Source organism: Reyranella sp. (assembly GCF_965279465.1).
Classification (GTDB): domain Bacteria; phylum Pseudomonadota; class Alphaproteobacteria; order Reyranellales; family Reyranellaceae; genus Reyranella.
The window spans coordinates 6,834,194-6,850,667 of the sequence record NZ_OZ257242.1 but is presented as its reverse complement, the minus strand read 5'-3'; the positions used below and the strand labels follow the sequence as shown (position 1 = coordinate 6,850,667).

The window sequence follows — 16,474 nt, the reverse complement described above, 5'->3', positions numbered from 1 at the left end:
CTCACTACGAGGTGACGTGCGGCGAGGTCGTGAATCGAGCTAGCATCGATGTGGATCACTCAAGACTTGCCGAATGCCGCGAGGTTCCTGGCTTCTCGATTCGAAGACGCTGCACCGCGACTTAGCCGTCGGGTTGGCCGCTGGTTGTTGCCTGCTGACCGGCGCGGTTCGGGCGGAGACCGGCGGCTGCGACACCAAGGCGACCCCCGACCCGGAGTACGAGCGTTACGCCGCCGAGGAATGGCCTCAGGAAGCGGAGCGCTACAAGAACAATCGGCAGAGCGTGTCGCGTACGGAGGGCCGTCTTCGCCTTGCCCTGGAAGGCATCGGCTCGGTCGAGCTGAGGGATTGTCCTTACGGCGACACGGCCTACACCTATCTTTTCGAACGCTACGAGGAGGCTGGCCGTTTCTATGTCGTGCGAACTCCAGCCTATGAGGACTTTTCCTACACGCTGGTGATGCGCAAGACCGGAAGGCAGGTCACCGTTTACAGCACGCCGGTGTGGGCGCAGGACAAGTCGCGCTTCCTGACGGTCGCCTGCTCGCTACTGCCCGAGCGCGGCACGCTGACGGTTCACATGCCCGAGGGGGACGGACTCAATGTGGAAGGCGAGATCGCGTTGCCGTGTGGTAACGAAAGTTGCTCGGCGCGCTGGGACCATGCGTCGTGGATCTCGGTCTCTTGCACGCCATGGGGCGAAGAGAGCAAGGGCAGGAAAGGCACCGAGTTCGTTCTGCTGCGCGGCAAGGACGGATGGCGGAGATTCGGCCGTTAGTCGCGCAGCGAGTTTTCCCGGACGTCAGCGTCGGAAGAGATACAACAGTTCCCCGATGAACTGCTTCAGCAATGCTCCCTCCAACCTGTATGAGGAGATGGAGAAGCCGAGATAGGTCCAGTTCACCACGCGGGCGCGCATTGCGGCGACGTCGGGGGCGATGCCGGCGTCGACCAGCAGCTTCTGCAAATAGCGGATCCGCTCCGCGTCGACGGTTTCGACCGCCTTCCGTGCTTGGGCGTTGGCCGTTGCCCAGGCACGCACCGCGCTCTCGACGCCAGAGCCGCCGGCGAACGCACGATGCAGGAGCGCTTCGAGGGGATCGTCCGTGGTTTCGATCTCCGCGATGATGTTCTCCAGAGCGACCTCGCGCCAGCGCTTCAGAACCGCCGCGTGGAACGCGGGCACGTCCGCGAAGTGCCAGTAGAAGCTGCCGCGCGAGACGCCGAGGCTGGCAGCGAGCTTGTCGGCTTTGAGGGCCGAGGCGCCCGACTTCGCCAGCGCCTTCAATCCTGCGCCCACCCATTCTTCCGGTCCCAATCGCGTGTCGGCCATGATCCATACAGTACTGTATTGACGACTTGCGGGCGAGATGATATCCGATCCATACACTACTGTATGGAGGAAATGCGATGCGCAATCTCCTCGTCCAATCGGCTGGCGTGCTCGCGTTGGCGGCGGCGCTCGTTCACGGTGTGCTCGCGGAGACGAAGATCTTTCCGCGCATCCGCATCGAGCCGGAGCGGCTGCGCTTGCTGCTACGACTCGTGTGGCAGTGCAGCACGGTGGCGTGGATCGCCCTGGCGGTCCTGCTGATCGCCGCGCCCAGCTTCGGCTCGGATGAGGCCCGTCAGTGGGTTATCGCCGTGAGCGTCGTCACCTTCGGTCTGGCCGCCATGGGCAATGCCTGGGCGACGCGCGGCCGTCACTTCGGATGGGTCGCCCTGACCGTTGTCGTGGGACTCGCCGCGACCGGCTTCAATCCCTGAGCCAGCCGTCGCGCGTCTGCGGCAGCTTCTTCTTGAGCAGCGCACCCGCCACGACGTTGCGCAGCACCTCGGCCGTGCCGCCGCCGATGGTGAACATACGGACGTCGCGCGCCATGCGTTCGAGCGGCAGCTCGCGGCTGTAGCCGCGGGCGCCGAAGAACTGCAGCGCGTCGTTCACCACCTGGATGGCGCTCTCCGACGTGAAGACCTTGGCCTGCGCGGCCATCAGCATGTCGGGGAAGCCGCCTTCGCCCGAGCGCGCGGCGTTGTAGACCAGCGCGCGCGCCGCCGAGAGCTTGATCGACATGTCGGCCAGCTTCCACTGCAGGCCCTGGAACTCGTTGATCGGCCGGCCGAACTGCTCGCGCGTCTCCGACCAGTCGAGCGCGAGCCGGTAGGCGCCCTCGGCGATGCCGAGCGCCACCGTCGCCGCACCGACCCGCTGGCTGTTGTAGGCGGTCATCAGGTCGGCGAAGCCCTTCTTCAGCCCGCGCGGCGGGATGACGAGCGAGGAGGGTGGCACGTCCATGTCCTCGAAGTCGATCACCGCCTCGGGGATGCCGCGCAGGCCCATCGTGGGCTCGCGCTTGGTGATCCTGAGCCCCTTGGTCTCGTCGCGAATGGCGAGGAAGCCGCCGATGCCTTCCTTGTTGCCCTTCTCGTCGTAGACCTTGGCGAAGATCAGGTGCAGGCGCGAGACGCCGCCGCCGGTGATCCAGTGCTTGCGGCCGTTGATGACGTAGCGGTTGCCCTTCTTGTCGGCGCGCGTGGTCATGCCGTTGGCATCGGAGCCAGCGTCGGGCTCGGTGATGCAGATCGCCGGCTTGTCGCCGGCCAGCACCATGTCGGCCGCCATCTTCTTCTGCTCTTCCGAGCCGTAGGCCATCACCGCGCTGATCGCGCCCATGTTGGTCTCGACGGCGATCCGGCCGGTGACGGCGCAGGCTGCCGACAGCGCCTCGATCGCCAGCACGGCGTCGAGCCAGTTTTTGCCCTGGCCGCCGTACTGCGTCGGGATCGTCATGCCGATCAGCCTGGCGTCCTTCAGCAGTTCGACATTGTCCCAGGGATACTGCTCGGTGCGGTCGACCTCGGCGGCGCGGGCGGTGACCGGCCCGGCCGCCAGCTCGCGGGCGCGGGCCTGCAGCGTCACCTGCTCGGGAGAAAGACCGGAGGCATTCATGAGGCGGTTTCCTGGAGGTTGGGATCGGGAGTGAATATGGCAATCTGCTCGCTGCGTCCGCGCACCCCCACGGTGCCGAGCGGCGTGAAGGCGAAGCGCTCGCCGCAGGCATCGCGCGTGCTCTGCGAGACCAGAATGCGCGTGCCGAGCTCCTTGTTCAATACTTCGAGCCGGGCCGCGAGGTTCACCGTGTCGCCGAGCAGGGTGTAGCTCATGCGCTGGCCGGCGCCGACCGAGCCGCCGATCACCGGACCGGAGCTGATGCCGATCCGGGTGGCAAGCGCCACGCCGAAATCGCCGAAGGTGCGGCTGCCCACCGCGCGCTGGATGTCGATCGCGGCCTGCACCGCCGCGCACGCATGATCGGGGCAGGCGAGCGGCATGTTGAACGAAGCGAACAGACCGTCGCCGATGAAGGTGTTGACCACGCCGCCGTTGCGGCGAATCGGCTCCAGCACCGTCCCGAGGTATTCGTTCAGTACCGCCACCAGCTCGGACGGGGAGAGATACTCCGCGATGGTTGTGAAGCCCGCGATGTCGGTGAAGAGAATGGTGGCCTCGGCGACCTCGCCCGACGCGTCGCCCCGGCGCGCCAGGATGGTGGCGGCGACGCTCTCGTCGACATAGCGGCCGAAGGTCTCGCGGATGCGCTCACGCTCGCGCAAGCCCTCGACCATGGCGTTGAAGCGCGTGGTGACCTCGCCCGCCTCGTCGTTCGAGGTGACCGCGACCCGCACTTCCAGATTGCCCGAGGCAACCTCTTCCATGCCGTCGGACAGGATACGCAGCGGGCGCAGGAAGGAGCGCACGATGAAATAGGCGGAGAGCGCAACGCCCAGCGCCGCCGTCGCGACGTCGACCAGGATCTCGGAATGCAGCCGCTCGCCTTCGTAGGAGTAGAGCTCGGCCATTATGGCGGCGAGCGGCGTAATCGAGATCACCAGCAAGGCCACCATAAGCTTCTGCCGGTAGCTGCCGAAGAAGAGCCCGAGGTTCTCGCCATAGCGGTCGAAGATGAAGCCGCATAGCGTCGCGAGATAGTCGCTGATCACGAAGTAGGTGAAGGTGAAGTAGAAGACCGTCAGCACGAGGTCGGCGACGATGAAGTCGGCGATGGTGGGGGGAAGCTGCGAGGTCTCGATCCACCAGGGCGTCGACAACCGAAACGACCAGACGATGAAGGCCATGATGCCGACCCCGGCTGCGGACAGAATTGGCAGCTGGGTCAGCCGGCGCTGGATGGAATCGAATGATGTCTTGCCTTCGAGATAGTCCTGGATCGGTGCGAACAGGCGGCTGGAGATCGTCCAGTTGAAGGCCAGCAGCAGGATCACGCCGGCACCGATCGTGCGCCAGGAGTTGGCCCAGGCTCCGGAGAGCGCTGAGAAGATGAGTGTGATCGCGAGATCGAGGACGAAGATCGACGTCGCCATCAGAAGATAGCGGCGGCGCAGGGCAGCGATCTCAGTGGCGGTCGCGCTCATGCCGGCGGCTCGACGCGATAGACCACGACCTCGCCGCTGTGGCCGCGCACGCCGGTCCCGCCCAGCCGCACGCAGGAGAAGCCCTCGCCCGCGGCGCGTACGGTGCTTTCGGTTGCCAGGATCACCGAGCCGAACTGCTTGTTGAGCTGCTCGACCCGCGAGGCAATGTTCACCGCATCGCCGAGCAGCGTGTAGCTCAGCCAGTCGCTGGTGCCGATGGTGACGCCGATCACCGGTCCGGTGTTGAGGCCGATGCGGGTGCGGATCTGCACCCCGGCGGGAAACCGGACGGCGGCCAGGGTTTTCTGGATCTCGAGGGCTGCGTCCAGGGCGGCGGCCGCGTGACGTTCCTGCGGCAGTGGCAGGTTGAAGGACGCGAGCAGCCCGTCCCCGATACAGTTGTTCACCACGCCGCCGTGCCGTTGGATAACCGGCACGATAGCGGCATAGTAGCTGTTCAGGATGGTGGCCACGTCGGCCGGCGTGAGGTGCTCCGACAGGCTGGTGAAGCCCTCGATGTCGGTGAACATCAGCGTTGCCTCGGCCAGTGTGTCGGCGGCGCGGCCCTTGCGCTCCTGGTCGTCGAGGATGGCGGCGGCGACGCTCTTGCTCACATACTTGCCGAACGTATCGCGCAGATACTGCCGCTCGGCGAGGCCATCCACCATTTCGTTAAAGCCACTCAGCGCCCGCCCGACCTCGTCATCGGAGGTGACGGGCAGCCGCACCGCGAGGTCGCCATCGGCCACCCGCTCCATGCCGCGGTCGAGCCGGGCGAGCGGCAGGGTAAGGGCGCGCGAGATCCAATAATAGATCGTGGCCGCGCCGACGACCGAGGCGAGCAGGTCTTGCGACGCCTCCCGCAGGAGACGGTCGCCCTCGTAGCTTGCTATGTCGCCGGCCAGCAGGGTCATGGCGGCGAAGGAGACGAAGAGCACGGCCAGCCCGACCTTGCGGCGGAAGGCACCGCGGAAGGCGTTGATGTTGACGCCGCGGGTCCGGAACAGAAAAGCAAGGAGACCATCGAGATAGGCGCTGACCACGAAGAAGGTCAGCACGTAGTTGAAGCTCGTCACGACGATGAAGGAGCAGACCGTGTCGATCCAGGCCGAGACCTCGATCGTAGCACCAAAGGTGTAGCCGGCGCGCGGCCCCAGCAGGCGTAGGGCAAGCATCGGCCCGTAGAGGCAGGCGACGATCGTCGCGGAACGCCATGGCAGGCTCGCCAGAGCGGGTTCGATGTTGGCGAAGGCGACCTCGCCGTCGAGGAAGCGCTCGATCGGCCGGATCAGCAGCCAGGCCCCCAATCCCACGCCGACCAGGAGGAATGTGGCCGAGATCGTCGTCAGGGGCAGAAGCGACAGCGGATGGTCGTTAATTCCAGCATAAACCGCGGAGGTCAAAAGGTCGATGCCGAACGGCACCGCCATCGCGAGGTAGTAGCGCCGGAGGATCGTGCGGGAGTCGCGGTCGGTTCCCGCTCCTGGCGTGGCCGTCATGACGGCGGGTATAGAGCGGATCGCGGCGGAGCGGAACGCCCCGCCACGAGCGCATCAGGCGGTCAGTTCGCGCGCCGTGATCTTGTACTTGAAGGCGTCCGGATCGAGCGGGTCGACGGCGCCCCCCTTGTCCTCGGCCTGCGGGTACATCAGGAACGGCAGCGGCGACTCCTTGCTGCCCGGCAGCTTCACGTCATGTGCGACATTGAAGGCCAGCCAGTTGCCTTCCCAGGCGCCGAACAGCGTCCTGCGCGCGGCGGCGACCTTGAGATCGGTCATCGAGAGGTTGGTCGGCGGTTCCTCGAGCACGACCTTGCGCACGTCGGCCGGATCGACCGGCGTCCAGCCGCTGTTGGAGAGCCAGACCTCCGCCCGGCAATGCTGCGCCTTGGTGACGACCTCGCTGCCGGCGCCGAGCGACTTGAATCCGAACTCGGAGGGCACGACCCGGATGCCATAGACGTCGCGTGCCGGCACGCCGACCGAGCGGGCCATCGCGACGTAGAGCGCATTGAGATCGGCACATTTGCCGTTGAGGTTGCCGGTCTTCAGCATCCAGCTCACGTCGCCCACGCCGCAGCCCTTGGTGGCGGCGTTGCGGAAGGTGTTATCGACCACCCATTCATAGAGCGCGCGCGCCTTGTCGACGTCGGCGGTCTTGCCGCGCACAATGCCCTCGGCCGTCTCCTTCACCAGGCCGTCGACCGGCAGCAGCGCCGTCGCCATCAGGTTGAACCTGCGTTCCTCGTCGCCGAGCGGCGCGACCGAGCTCTGGCCGATGCGGACGGCGCGGTTCTGGGCCTGGACCTGGGTGGTGACCTCGATCACCGGGTTCTGCTGATCGGCCGCCCATTCGACCTGCAGCATCTCTGCGCCATATTTGGGATCGCTCACCTTCTCGGCGACCTTGGCGTTGCCGGTCCAGGTGGTGGCGCCAGGCCGCTGCCAGTCGTCCGCCGCGAAGGTCGGCAGCGGAATCCACGCCTTGCTGGCAAAAGTCGGTTCGACCCGTGTGGTCAGCGCGAAGGTGCGCCAGCCCTTGGGCACCGGCGAGAAATTGACTTCAGCAGACACCAGGCGCGGCGCGAGACCGATGGTGCCGGCAGCGAGGCCGGCCTTGAGCATGTCGCGGCGATTCATTCGAAAACTCTCCTCCCGAATTCGATGCGTCGGGAGGACGATCCTGTCTGCCGTCAGAAAAGATCGACCGTCCCGGACCAACTCGCACCGCAACGCGGCAACGACCTGTACCGGAGGCGGGACAATGGCAGCGCCAAATGCGCCTCACAAGCCCAGATAAGCCTGGCGCACGCGGTCGTTGCTCAAGAGTTCGCTACCGGCACCCTGCAGCTCGATGCGGCCGTTTTCGAGCACGTAGCCGCGATGCGCAATCCTGAGCGAGGCCATGACGTTCTGCTCGACCAGCAGGATGGTCAGGCCTTCCTCGTTCAGGCCCCGGATGATGCGGAACATCTCCTGCACGATCGCGGGCGCGAGGCCGAGCGAAGGCTCGTCGAACATGATCAGGCGCGGCTGGCCCATCAGGCAGCGGCCGATCGCCAGCATCTGCTGCTCGCCGCCGGACAGCGTACCGGCCGACTGCTTCCGACGTTCGGCGAGACGCGGAAACATTGCAAGGACACGCTCGAGCGTGGCCTTCTCCGCCGCGCGCGCACGCTTCAGCACGGCCCCCATCTCGAGGTTCTCGAGCACGGTGAGATTGGGAAACACCTGCCGCCCCTCGGCGACATGACCAATGCCTGTCTCGCAGACGCGATAGCTCGGCCAGCCGGTGATGTCGGTGCCGTCGAAGCGCACGGTGCCGCGCGCCGGCGTCTCGATGCCGTGGATGGCGCGGATCAGCGAGCTCTTGCCCGCGCCGTTGGCACCGACGATCGCCACGATCTCGCCGGCCGCTATGTCGAGCGAGACGCCCGCGAGCGCCTGCGCGTCGCCGTAGAAGAGGTCGAGGGCGGAGACCTGCAGCAGCGGCGCGGTCACGCGACTTCCTCATCACCGAGATAGACGTCGAGCACGGCCTGGTTTCGCGTGATTTCGGCCGGTGTGCCCTGGGCTATCTTCTCGCCATAGCTCACGACCACGATCTCGGCCGCCAGCGCCATGACGGCGCGCATCACGTGCTCGATCAGCAGGATGGTGAGCCCGGTCCCGGCATTGAGGTCGCGCAGGAAGCCGACCATGACATCGACCTCGGTCGGGCGCAGGCCCGCCATCACCTCGTCGAGCAGCAGAAGCTTGGGTTCGGTCGCGAGGGCGCGCGCGACCTCGAGCTTCTTGCGGTCGGGCAGGGTGAGGCTCTCGGCGAGCTGGTCGCGCCGGTCAGCAAGGCCGAGCCGGTTCAGGATGTCGAGCGCGGCGGCGCGCGCCTCGGCGAGTCGCGGCCGGCGATGAAGGGCGCCGACCGTGACGTTCTCCAGGACGCTCAGTCCCTTGAAGGGTCGCACGATCTGGAAGGTGCGGCCGACGCCCGCGTCGCACACGCGATCGGGGCGCAGGCCGGAGATTGGCCGCCCGTCGAGCCGCACCGTGCCGGCGCTCGGCGCATGGACGCCGGCGATCATGTTGAAGATCGTGGTCTTGCCCGCGCCGTTGGGGCCGATCAGTGCGTGAATCGCGCCGGCCGGCACCGCAAAGCAGACGTCGTGCACGGCGCGCAGGCCGCGGAAAGTCTTGCCCAGGCCATCGATCTCGAGACGCGCGCCGCTCATTTGAGGCCCATCCGGGCGGCCAGCCACGGCCACACGCCGGCCGGGCGATACATCACGATGGCGAGGAGGGCGAGGCCGTAGAAGATCTGCTTGATGCCGGGGATGCCGAGATAGTCGCCGATGTCGGTGAATATCTCGCCCAGGCCGGTCAGCACGACCGCGCCGACGAAGGGCCCGAACAGGGTGCCCAGGCCGCCGATGATCGGCGCCAGGGTGATCTCAATCGAGCGGCCCATCGAAAACGCCGTCTCGGGGAAGAGGTTGTTGTAATAGAAGGCGTTCCAGACACCGGCGAGCGAGGTGAGCGCGGCCGAGATGATGACCGCGATCATCTTGCAGCGCAGGACCGGTACGCCGACGGCTTGCGCTGCCTCCGCATCCTCGCGGATCGCGAGCCAGTAGCGGCCGAGCCGGCTCTCCAGCAGGATGCGACTGAGGACCAGCGCGCCGACCGCGAGGGCAAGGATCACGTAATAGAAAAGGACCGGTCCGCCGCGCAGGTTGAGCAGGCTGACCGTCCCGTCGACCTTGAGAAACAGGCCGCCCGAGCCGCCGGCCCAGCTCCAATGGTCGAAGGCAAGCCGCGTGAATTCGCCGAAGGCGATGGTAAGCAGGGCGAAATAGACGCCGGCGAGCGAGAAGCGGAAGCCGAGATAGCCGACGATCGCGCCCGCAAGCGAGGCGGCGGCGACCGCGGCGAATACGCCCGCCCACGGGCCGAGCCCGTAGTGGAAGAACAGGCCGGCTGCGATGTAGCCGCCCAGCCCGGCATAGAGGGCGTGGCCGAGCGAGAGCTGGCCGGCGAAACCCATCATGATGTTCCAGGCCTGGCCGACATAGGCGAAGTACAGGATCAGGATCAGGACGGAGAGGCCGTACTTGCCGAGCATGGCGGGTGCCACGAGCAGGAACGCGAGCAGCACACCAAGCAGCCACAGCAGGCGGGGAGGAACGCCGCTCATGAGCTGTTCCTGGGACCGAACAGGCCTTGCGGGCGAAGCAGCAGGACGGCGATCAGCAGGCCGAAGCTGAACATGCTCTTGAGCGAGGGATCGACGAGCAGGCCCGCCACCGCCTCGCTGACGCCGATCAGCAGCCCGCCCATCAGCGCGCCGGTCATGCTGCCCAGCCCGCCCACGATCACGATGACGAAGGCGAGCAACGTGTATTCGGCGGCAAGGAACGGGGTGACGGGGATGATGGTGATCATCAGCGCGCCGGCCGCACCGACGCAGGCCGCGCCGACGCCGAAGGTGACGGCGTAGAGCCGCCGCACGTCCAGCCCGACGACCAGCGCGCCCATGTGATTGTCGGCCGCCGCTCGGATCGCCTTGCCGGTCCGCGTGCGGGTGAAGAACAGCCAGAGCAGGGCAGCGATCACGACGGCTGCGACGGCTGCATGCAGGCGCACGGCGTCGAACACCAGCGGTCCCAGTTCGTAGGATTCGAACTGGGCCTCGAGTTGGACACCGCGCGAATCGGGGCCGACGATGGCGAGGCAGGCATTGACCAGCACCAGCGCCACGCCCAGCAGCAGCAGGAACTGCTGGTGCTCGGGCCGGCCGATGAAGGGCTGTATCAGCCCGCGCTGCATAATGTACCCCAAGCCGAAGAACAGCACGGCGATCGCCGGCAGGCTGAGCAGCGGCGAGACCTGGAGATATTCGAACGCCGCCCAGGCAAGGTACATGCCGACGACCATCAGTTCGCCATGCGCGAAGTTGACCACGCGCATGACGCCGAAGATCACCGACAGGCCGAGCGCCATCAGCCCGTACACCATGCCGGTGAGCAGGCCCTTGGTGATCGCCTGCGCGAGGGAGAGGAGGAAGTCAGAGGTCAATGCGGTTGCTGTGGGCCGATGGCTATGGAACGAACATCCAGCGACTTCCTCCCCGCGCTGCGCACAGGGGAAAAATCGACCTCGCAGAAGCGTCCATATCGAAATTACGCAGCAAGGGGGCGAGTTTGACGGAAAGGCCTCAAGTCCGGCGCGGATCGTTCCAGCCCGGTGCCGGGAAGACCAGCTTCGCGGCAGCCGATTCCTCAGGCATCACGACGGTCGGCTTGCGCTTGAGGTTCTGGATCGCCGAGGCCTTGATGTTGACGTTCTGGCCCTTGGCGTCGAACTGGATCGGGCCGCCGATGATCACGTGCTGGTCGATCTTGATCTTGCGCAGGGCATCCATCAGCGCGTCGGCCTTGGTCGATTTGGCATCGAGGAAGGCTTGCGCGGCGACCAGCAGCGCCTCGAAGGTGAAGCCGCCGTTGAGATCGAGCTGGTCGTTCGGGAACTTCGCGAGATGGCGCTTTTCGAGCGACTGGGTCATCGCCGACTTCGGGTCGAGCCATGGCACGTTGGAGATGGCGAAGTCGCCGTACTTGCCCATGGTCTTGAGGAAGTCCTGCTCGTAGAGGCCGGGCGAGCCCGGGTTCATGATCGCCATCGGCTCCCAGCGCTGCTTGACCAGTTCCTGGACGAGGAGCTTGGCGTCGTTCAGCCGCGATACCGGCATCAGCATGTCGGCCTTGGTCGCCTTCGCCTTGGCCACCTCGACGGAGAGGTCCTTCGCGGCCGGATCGTAGGTGATGATGTCGAGCAGCTCGTACGGCATTCCGAGTTTGGGGAACATCGCCTTGATGCCCGCCACCATCGAGGTGCCAAACGTATCGTTGATGCTCATCATCACGGCCGTCTTGGGCGTCGTGCCCGAGGCCTTGAAGATCTGCTTGTGCAGGTCGAACGCACCGGTGATCAGCATCGGCGCGGTCGGGAAGTTGCGCACCACGAACTTGTAGCCCTGCTCGGTGATTTGCGGGGCGGCCGCGATGTTGACGATGAACGGAATGCCGCGCTGCTCGGCGACCTGGGCGATGGCGATGCTCTGCCCGGAATCGAAGGCGCCGACGATCATGTGCACGCCGGCGTCGATGGCTTTCTCGGCCTGGGTGCGGGCCACGTCGGGCTTGGTCTCGGTATCGTAGTTCACGATGTCGAGCTTCACCGGCATCTTCATGTCGGCGAACACGTCGTTCGCGAGATCGGAAACACGGCGGCAGGCCTGGCCGATCTGGGCCTGCACGCCCGAGGTCGGCAGGATCAGCGCGACCTTGACGTTGACCGGTGCCGACTGGGCCGCGGCGAAGCGCAGCGGCAGGGGCGCGCCGACCAGGGCGACGCCGGCGGCGGCGCGGCCGAAGCCGCGGCGGGTGAAGCGGTTGTTGCTCATGCGACCCTTTCAGATTTGCTGCCGGACTATAGTGAGGGCCGTGTGGGCGTGCTAGTTCGGCGGACATGACCGTGACGTTGGCCGACCTCAACCACATGGACCTTGCCGCCTTCGAGGCCGCCATCGGCGAGGCGTTCGAGCTCGCCCCGTGGGTCGCGGCCGCGGCCCACGCCAGGCGGCCGTTCGCGACGGTGACGGACCTGCACGCGGCCATGATGGGGGCGGTGCGGGCGGCGCCCCGCGACACGCAGCTCGCCTTCGTGCGCAATCACCCCGATCTGGCCGGCAAGGCGGCACGGGCCGGCGCCATCACCGAAGACTCGAGAAGCGAGCAGGCGAGCGCGGGACTAGACACGCTTTCTGACGAGGAGTTCGTTCGCTTCCATCGGCTGAACGATGCCTACAAGGCGAAGTTCGGCTTCCCCTTCATGATCTGCGTGCGGCGGCACACGCGGGATTCGATTCTGGCGCAGTTCGAGCGCCGATTGCCGCATGACGAGGCAACGGAATTCGCAGCAGCCTTGCAGGAGGTCTTCTACATCACCCGCCTGCGCCTCGCCGCGAAGGTGACGGGCGAGGGCATGCCCAAGGTCGACGGCAGGATCAGCACCCACGTGCTCGATACCCACGCCGGACGTCCGGCCATCGGCGTGGCGATCGAACTTCACGAGCTTGCCGGCGACCGCTACCACCGCATTACCTCAGCGGTCACCAATGCCGACGGCCGCACCGATCATCCGCTGATCGGCGGCCGGCCGTTGCCGATCGGGCGCTACGAGTTGCGCTTCGCAATCGGCGACCATTATCGCACAAGGGGTATCGAGGCGGGCGATCCGCCCTTTCTGGACATCGTCCCTTTGCGCTTTTCGGTGGCCGAGCCCGAGGGGCATTACCATGTCCCCTTGCTCTGCACCCCCTGGAGCTATTCCACCTATCGCGGAAGCTAGAGAGAACGGAGGAAGACAATGACGACCTACAGCGACGTTTCCCTGATGATCGACGGAGCCTGGACCAAGGGCGCCAAGGGCCGGACCATCCCGGTGATCAATCCCGCGACCGAGGAGGTGATCGGTCAGGTGGCACATGCCGAGACGGCCGATCTCGACCGCGCGCTTGCTGCTGCCGACAAGGGCTTCCGCCAGTGGAAGAAGGTCTCGCCGTTCGACCGCTACAAGATCATGCGCAAGGCGGCCGAGCTGATCCGCCAGCGGGTCGACGAGATCGCGCCGATCATGACCATGGAGCAGGGCAAGCCGGTGATCGAGGCCAAGGGCGAGACCCTGCTCGCCGCCGACATCATCGACTGGATGGCCGAGGAAGGCCGTCGCACCTATGGCCGCATCGTGCCGGCGCGGATGGAGAACGTGCACCAGCTGGTGATGAAGGAGCCGGTCGGGCCGGTTGCCGCCTTCACGCCGTGGAACTTCCCGATCAACCAGGTGGTGCGCAAGGCCTCGGCCGCGATTGCCACCGGCTGCTCGATCATCGTCAAGGGCCCCGAGGACACGCCCGGTTCCTGCGCGCAGCTGATCAAGGCGTTCGTCGATGCCGGCGTGCCGGCAGGCGTGATACAGCTCGTCTACGGCGTGCCGTCGGAGATCAGCGAGTACCTGATCCCGCATCCGATCATCAAGAAGGTGACGTTCACCGGCTCGACCCCGGTCGGCAAGCAGCTCGCAGCACTGGCCGGCGCGCACATGAAGCGCGTCACCATGGAACTCGGTGGCCATGCTCCGGCGATCGTGTTCGAGGATGCCGACCTCGAGCAGGCGGTGAACGTCCTGGGCGCCAACAAGTTCAGGAACGCAGGCCAGGTCTGCGTCGCACCGACCCGCTTCCTGGTGCATGAGAAGGTCTATCCCGAGTTCGTCGAACGCTTCACCGCCTACGCCAAGAACGTGAAGGTCGGCAACGGTCTCGAGGCCGACACCCGCATGGGCCCGCTCGTCGCCGAGCGCCGCCTCCACGCCATGGACTCGTTCGTGAGCGATGCCATTGCCAAGGGCGCCAAGATCCAGACCGGCGGCCAGCGCAAGGGCAACAAGGGCTACTTCTACGAGCCGACTGTCATGACCGACGTGCCGCTCGACGCCAAGATCATGAACGACGAGCCGTTCGGCCCGCTCGCGCCGATCTCGTCGTTCAAGGATTTCGACGGCGTGATGACGGAAGCCAACCGACTGCCGTGGGGCCTTGCCGCCTACGCCTACACCAAGAACATCAAGACAATGGCGGCCGTTGGCGCGGGCTTCGAAAGCGGCATGGTGTCGATCAACCATCACGGGCTCGCCCTGCCGGAAGTGCCGTTCGGCGGCATGAAGGACTCGGGCTATGGCTCGGAGGGCGGCATCGAGGCACTCGAGGCTTATCTCAACACCAAGTTTGTCACGACCCTCGGGATGTGACGAGCGGGGCCCTCTTCCACGGAAGTGGAGGAGGGCCATCGCTCGCGCGTCGAAATTCGGGGCAACTCCCGCTCGCCTTTCCGTGGCGTCGCCTTATGAGGGAGGCGTTTCAAAGCGGAGAGTAAAGCGTGACGATGAAGCGTAGAGAGGCCCTTGCGCTGTTGGGCGGCGTGACGGGGACGATGGCCGTGGGCCAAGCGGCCCGGGCCAACGAGGCCTATCCGGCCAAGGTGGTGAAGATCCTGGTGCCGTTCGGACCGGGCGGCTCTACCGACATCATTGCGCGGCTGGTCGGCAAGCAGCTCGAGACCGTGACGAACCAGCCCTTCGTGATCGAGAACAAGCCCGGCGCCACGGGCATGATCGGCACGACGCAGGTCAAGAACGCACCTGCCGACGGCTACACGCTGCTGCTCGGCTCGACCAGCACGCTGGCGGCCAATCCCAGCCTCTACAAGCAGATGACCTACGATCCGGCCGACTTCACCACGGTCGCGGTCAACGGCTCGACCGGCAACTTCATGCTGGTGAACAAGGACGCGCCCTACAAGACGGTGAAGGAATTCGTAGCCTATGCCAAGTCGAGCAAGGAGCCGTTGTTCTCAGGCTACGGCAATGCCTCCTCGCGGGTGCCGGCGGCGCTGTTCGAGGTGACGAGCGGCGTGAAGTTCGAGGAGGTCGCGTACCGCGACGCGGTGGCCTCGATCCAGGACCTGAACGCGGGACGTGTGCACGCCGTCTTCCCCGACCAGGTCGTGGGCGAAAGCTATGTGCGCTCGGGCTACGTCCGCGCGCTCGCCGTCACGTCTCCAGAGCGCTCACCGCAATATCCCGACGTCGAGGCGATCGCCGAGACATACCCGGACTACAGCATCGTGGCCTATTCCTGCTTCTCGGTGCGCAAGGAAGTCCCTGCCGCCATCACGCAGCGTCTCAATCGCCTGATCATGAGTGCGCTCTACGAGCCCGCCGTGCTGGCGCGCGTCAAGGAGCTGGGCTTCATCCCGCCGCCGCGCGACTGGGACATCACCAAGTGCGACGCCTTCGTCCAGCGCGAGCGCGAATCCTGGACGAAGCACATCAAGCTCGCGAAGATCGAGCCGCAGTGATCACATCTCCTCCCCTTCGCGTAGTCCACAAAGGGGAGGAGCAAGGATTCAATCGACCTTCGCGCCGTTCGCCTTGACGATTGGGCCGAAGCGGGTCTCCTCGGCGCGGCGATAGGCGACGGTGTCAGCGACGTTCATCCAGAGCGGCGTCGCGCCGTTCTTCAGATAGGCGTTCTTCACGTCGTCGCTGGCGAGGGTTTGCTTGGCGAGGGCATTGAGCTTCTCGACGATTGCTGGCGGCAGGCCGGCCGGCCCGCAGATGCCGCCCCACGAATTGATGTCGTAACCCGGGAGGAATTCGGTCATCGCCGGCACCTCAGGCGCCATCGGGCTGCGCTCGAGGCTGGTGACAGCGAGCCCGTTCACCTTGCCGCCGCCCATCTGGGCGAGCGATCCGGGGATATTGTCGAAGATCATGTCCACCTGGTCGGCGAGGAGGTCCTGCGTCGCCGGCGCGCTGCCGCGATAGGGCACGTGCAGGATGTCGACCTTGGCCATGGAGCAGAACAGCGCGCCGCTGAGATGCACGGTCGTGCCGGCGCCCGACGATGCATAGGACAGTTTGCCGGGCTTCTCGCGCGCCAGAGCGATCAGCTCTGACACCGTCTTGGGGCCGAGGCTCTTGCGTACGATCAGCAGATTCGGCAGCGACCACAGCATGCTGACCGGCGTGAAATCCCTGTCCGCGTTGAACGGCAGCCTGGCGTAGAGCGACGTGGCGATGGCGTGCGAGGCCACGCTCATCAGGCCGATCGCGTAGCCATCCGGCGCTGAATGCGCGATCGCGTCGGCGCCGACGTTGCCGCCCGAGCCGCCCTTGTTCTCGACGATGAACTGCTGGCCGGTGAGGTCAGAGAGCTTCTGGCAGGCGATGCGCGACAGCACGTCGGTCGGCCCGCCGGCCGGAAAGAGGTTGATGTATTTGACCGGCTTGGTGGGCCAGTCGTCGGCGGCACGGGCGACGCCCGAGGCGATCATCGGTGCGGCGAGCGCACCGCTCGACAGGAGCAGCGCGCGGCGGCGCGACAACACGAACTTATTCAACGCGGACTTCCTTACGCTTCATTA

Annotated in this window: 16 protein-coding genes; 5 read left to right on the top strand and 11 right to left on the bottom strand. The window is 66.1% G+C overall.

All coding sequences use genetic code 11. The features are described from left to right. The first annotated feature begins 73 nt into the window (after window positions 1–73). Entirely contained in the window at window positions 74–778 is a 705-nt protein-coding gene (locus tag ACQY8M_RS33355) for a hypothetical protein (protein WP_428665501.1), read from the top strand. A gap of 24 nt (window positions 779–802) precedes the next feature. On the opposite strand, the gene ACQY8M_RS33350 is transcribed toward ACQY8M_RS33355, so the two are convergent. Beyond that, window positions 803–1,333: a TetR/AcrR family transcriptional regulator gene (locus ACQY8M_RS33350; protein WP_428665498.1), complete on the bottom strand. Its 531-nt coding sequence runs from the start codon at window positions 1,331–1,333 to the stop codon at window positions 803–805. Between the two features lie 77 nt (window positions 1,334–1,410). Here ACQY8M_RS33350 and ACQY8M_RS33345 point away from each other — a divergent pair, with 77 nt between their 5' ends. Beyond that, on the top strand, window positions 1,411–1,767 hold the full coding sequence (locus ACQY8M_RS33345) for a hypothetical protein (protein WP_428665495.1): 357 nt from the start codon (window positions 1,411–1,413) through the stop codon (window positions 1,765–1,767). Here ACQY8M_RS33345 and acdA read toward each other — a convergent pair. From acdA to ACQY8M_RS33300, 9 genes are all read right to left on the bottom strand, one after another. After that, window positions 1,757–2,950 carry a 3-sulfinopropanoyl-CoA desulfinase gene (gene acdA / locus ACQY8M_RS33340; protein ID WP_428665493.1) on the bottom strand — a complete coding sequence of 398 codons (1,194 nt, stop codon included), beginning with the start codon at window positions 2,948–2,950 and terminating at the stop codon, window positions 1,757–1,759. The two genes, ACQY8M_RS33345 and acdA, sit on opposite strands and share 11 nt — an antisense overlap. Beyond that, window positions 2,947–4,434 carry an adenylate/guanylate cyclase domain-containing protein gene (locus ACQY8M_RS33335; protein ID WP_428665491.1) on the bottom strand — a complete coding sequence of 496 codons (1,488 nt, stop codon included), beginning with the start codon at window positions 4,432–4,434 and terminating at the stop codon, window positions 2,947–2,949. Before ACQY8M_RS33335 ends, acdA begins: the two co-directional genes overlap by 4 nt. Continuing rightward, window positions 4,431–5,933: an adenylate/guanylate cyclase domain-containing protein gene (locus tag ACQY8M_RS33330; protein ID WP_428665488.1), complete on the bottom strand. Its 1,503-nt coding sequence runs from the start codon at window positions 5,931–5,933 to the stop codon at window positions 4,431–4,433. Before ACQY8M_RS33330 ends, ACQY8M_RS33335 begins: the two co-directional genes overlap by 4 nt. Before the next feature lie 54 nt (window positions 5,934–5,987). Then, window positions 5,988–7,073, bottom strand: a complete 1,086-nt coding sequence (locus tag ACQY8M_RS33325) for a transglutaminase-like domain-containing protein (RefSeq protein WP_428665486.1) — start codon at window positions 7,071–7,073, stop codon at window positions 5,988–5,990. 144 nt (window positions 7,074–7,217) lie between these two features. Further along, entirely contained in the window at window positions 7,218–7,922 is a 705-nt protein-coding gene (locus tag ACQY8M_RS33320; RefSeq protein WP_428675566.1) for an ABC transporter ATP-binding protein, read from the bottom strand. An 8-nt stretch (window positions 7,923–7,930) separates the two neighbouring features. Beyond that, window positions 7,931–8,662, bottom strand: coding sequence for an ABC transporter ATP-binding protein (locus ACQY8M_RS33315; protein WP_428665483.1), 732 nt, complete (start codon window positions 8,660–8,662; stop codon window positions 7,931–7,933). Then, on the bottom strand, window positions 8,659–9,624 hold the full coding sequence (locus ACQY8M_RS33310; RefSeq protein WP_428665481.1) for a branched-chain amino acid ABC transporter permease: 966 nt from the start codon (window positions 9,622–9,624) through the stop codon (window positions 8,659–8,661). Before ACQY8M_RS33310 ends, ACQY8M_RS33315 begins: the two co-directional genes overlap by 4 nt. Then, window positions 9,621–10,505, bottom strand: a complete 885-nt coding sequence (locus ACQY8M_RS33305) for a branched-chain amino acid ABC transporter permease (RefSeq protein WP_428665478.1) — start codon at window positions 10,503–10,505, stop codon at window positions 9,621–9,623. Before ACQY8M_RS33305 ends, ACQY8M_RS33310 begins: the two co-directional genes overlap by 4 nt. 139 nt (window positions 10,506–10,644) lie before the next feature. Then, the gene (locus ACQY8M_RS33300; protein WP_428665476.1) at window positions 10,645–11,892 is read right to left on the bottom strand and encodes an ABC transporter substrate-binding protein; all 1,248 of its coding nucleotides are present in this window, start codon (window positions 11,890–11,892) and stop codon (window positions 10,645–10,647) included. A 65-nt stretch (window positions 11,893–11,957) separates the two neighbouring features. Between ACQY8M_RS33300 and uraD the strand changes: the two genes are divergently transcribed. From uraD to ACQY8M_RS33285, 3 genes are all read left to right on the top strand, one after another. Then, window positions 11,958–12,839, top strand: a complete 882-nt coding sequence (uraD, locus tag ACQY8M_RS33295) for a 2-oxo-4-hydroxy-4-carboxy-5-ureidoimidazoline decarboxylase (protein ID WP_428665473.1) — start codon at window positions 11,958–11,960, stop codon at window positions 12,837–12,839. Between the two features lie 18 nt (window positions 12,840–12,857). Continuing rightward, entirely contained in the window at window positions 12,858–14,297 is a 1,440-nt protein-coding gene (locus ACQY8M_RS33290) for an NAD-dependent succinate-semialdehyde dehydrogenase (RefSeq protein ID WP_428665471.1), read from the top strand. 134 nt (window positions 14,298–14,431) lie between these two features. Then, entirely contained in the window at window positions 14,432–15,406 is a 975-nt protein-coding gene (locus ACQY8M_RS33285) for a Bug family tripartite tricarboxylate transporter substrate binding protein (RefSeq protein ID WP_428665469.1), read from the top strand. A 48-nt stretch (window positions 15,407–15,454) separates the two neighbouring features. Here the strand turns inward: ACQY8M_RS33285 and ACQY8M_RS33280 are convergent, their stop codons facing one another. Then, entirely contained in the window at window positions 15,455–16,450 is a 996-nt protein-coding gene (locus ACQY8M_RS33280; RefSeq protein WP_428665466.1) for a Bug family tripartite tricarboxylate transporter substrate binding protein, read from the bottom strand. Window positions 16,451–16,474: the final 24 nt, after the last annotated feature.

What these genes read in the sequence shown, in the direction of transcription:
- ACQY8M_RS33355 (WP_428665501.1), top strand. Translation starts at nt 74, where the DNA reads ATGCCGCGAGGTTCCTGGCTTCTCGATTCGAAGACGCTGCACCGCGAC.
- ACQY8M_RS33350 (WP_428665498.1), bottom strand. Translation starts at nt 1,333, where the DNA reads ATGGCCGACACGCGATTGGGACCGGAAGAATGGGTGGGCGCAGGATTG.
- ACQY8M_RS33345 (WP_428665495.1), top strand. Translation starts at nt 1,411, where the DNA reads ATGCGCAATCTCCTCGTCCAATCGGCTGGCGTGCTCGCGTTGGCGGCG.
- acdA (WP_428665493.1), bottom strand. Translation starts at nt 2,950, where the DNA reads ATGAATGCCTCCGGTCTTTCTCCCGAGCAGGTGACGCTGCAGGCCCGC.
- ACQY8M_RS33335 (WP_428665491.1), bottom strand. Translation starts at nt 4,434, where the DNA reads ATGAGCGCGACCGCCACTGAGATCGCTGCCCTGCGCCGCCGCTATCTT.
- ACQY8M_RS33330 (WP_428665488.1), bottom strand. Translation starts at nt 5,933, where the DNA reads ATGACGGCCACGCCAGGAGCGGGAACCGACCGCGACTCCCGCACGATC.
- ACQY8M_RS33325 (WP_428665486.1), bottom strand. Translation starts at nt 7,073, where the DNA reads ATGAATCGCCGCGACATGCTCAAGGCCGGCCTCGCTGCCGGCACCATC.
- ACQY8M_RS33315 (WP_428665483.1), bottom strand. Translation starts at nt 8,662, where the DNA reads ATGAGCGGCGCGCGTCTCGAGATCGATGGCCTGGGCAAGACTTTCCGC.
- ACQY8M_RS33310 (WP_428665481.1), bottom strand. Translation starts at nt 9,624, where the DNA reads ATGAGCGGCGTTCCTCCCCGCCTGCTGTGGCTGCTTGGTGTGCTGCTC.
- ACQY8M_RS33300 (WP_428665476.1), bottom strand. Translation starts at nt 11,892, where the DNA reads ATGAGCAACAACCGCTTCACCCGCCGCGGCTTCGGCCGCGCCGCCGCC.
- uraD (WP_428665473.1), top strand. Translation starts at nt 11,958, where the DNA reads ATGACCGTGACGTTGGCCGACCTCAACCACATGGACCTTGCCGCCTTC.
- ACQY8M_RS33290 (WP_428665471.1), top strand. Translation starts at nt 12,858, where the DNA reads ATGACGACCTACAGCGACGTTTCCCTGATGATCGACGGAGCCTGGACC.
- ACQY8M_RS33285 (WP_428665469.1), top strand. Translation starts at nt 14,432, where the DNA reads ATGAAGCGTAGAGAGGCCCTTGCGCTGTTGGGCGGCGTGACGGGGACG.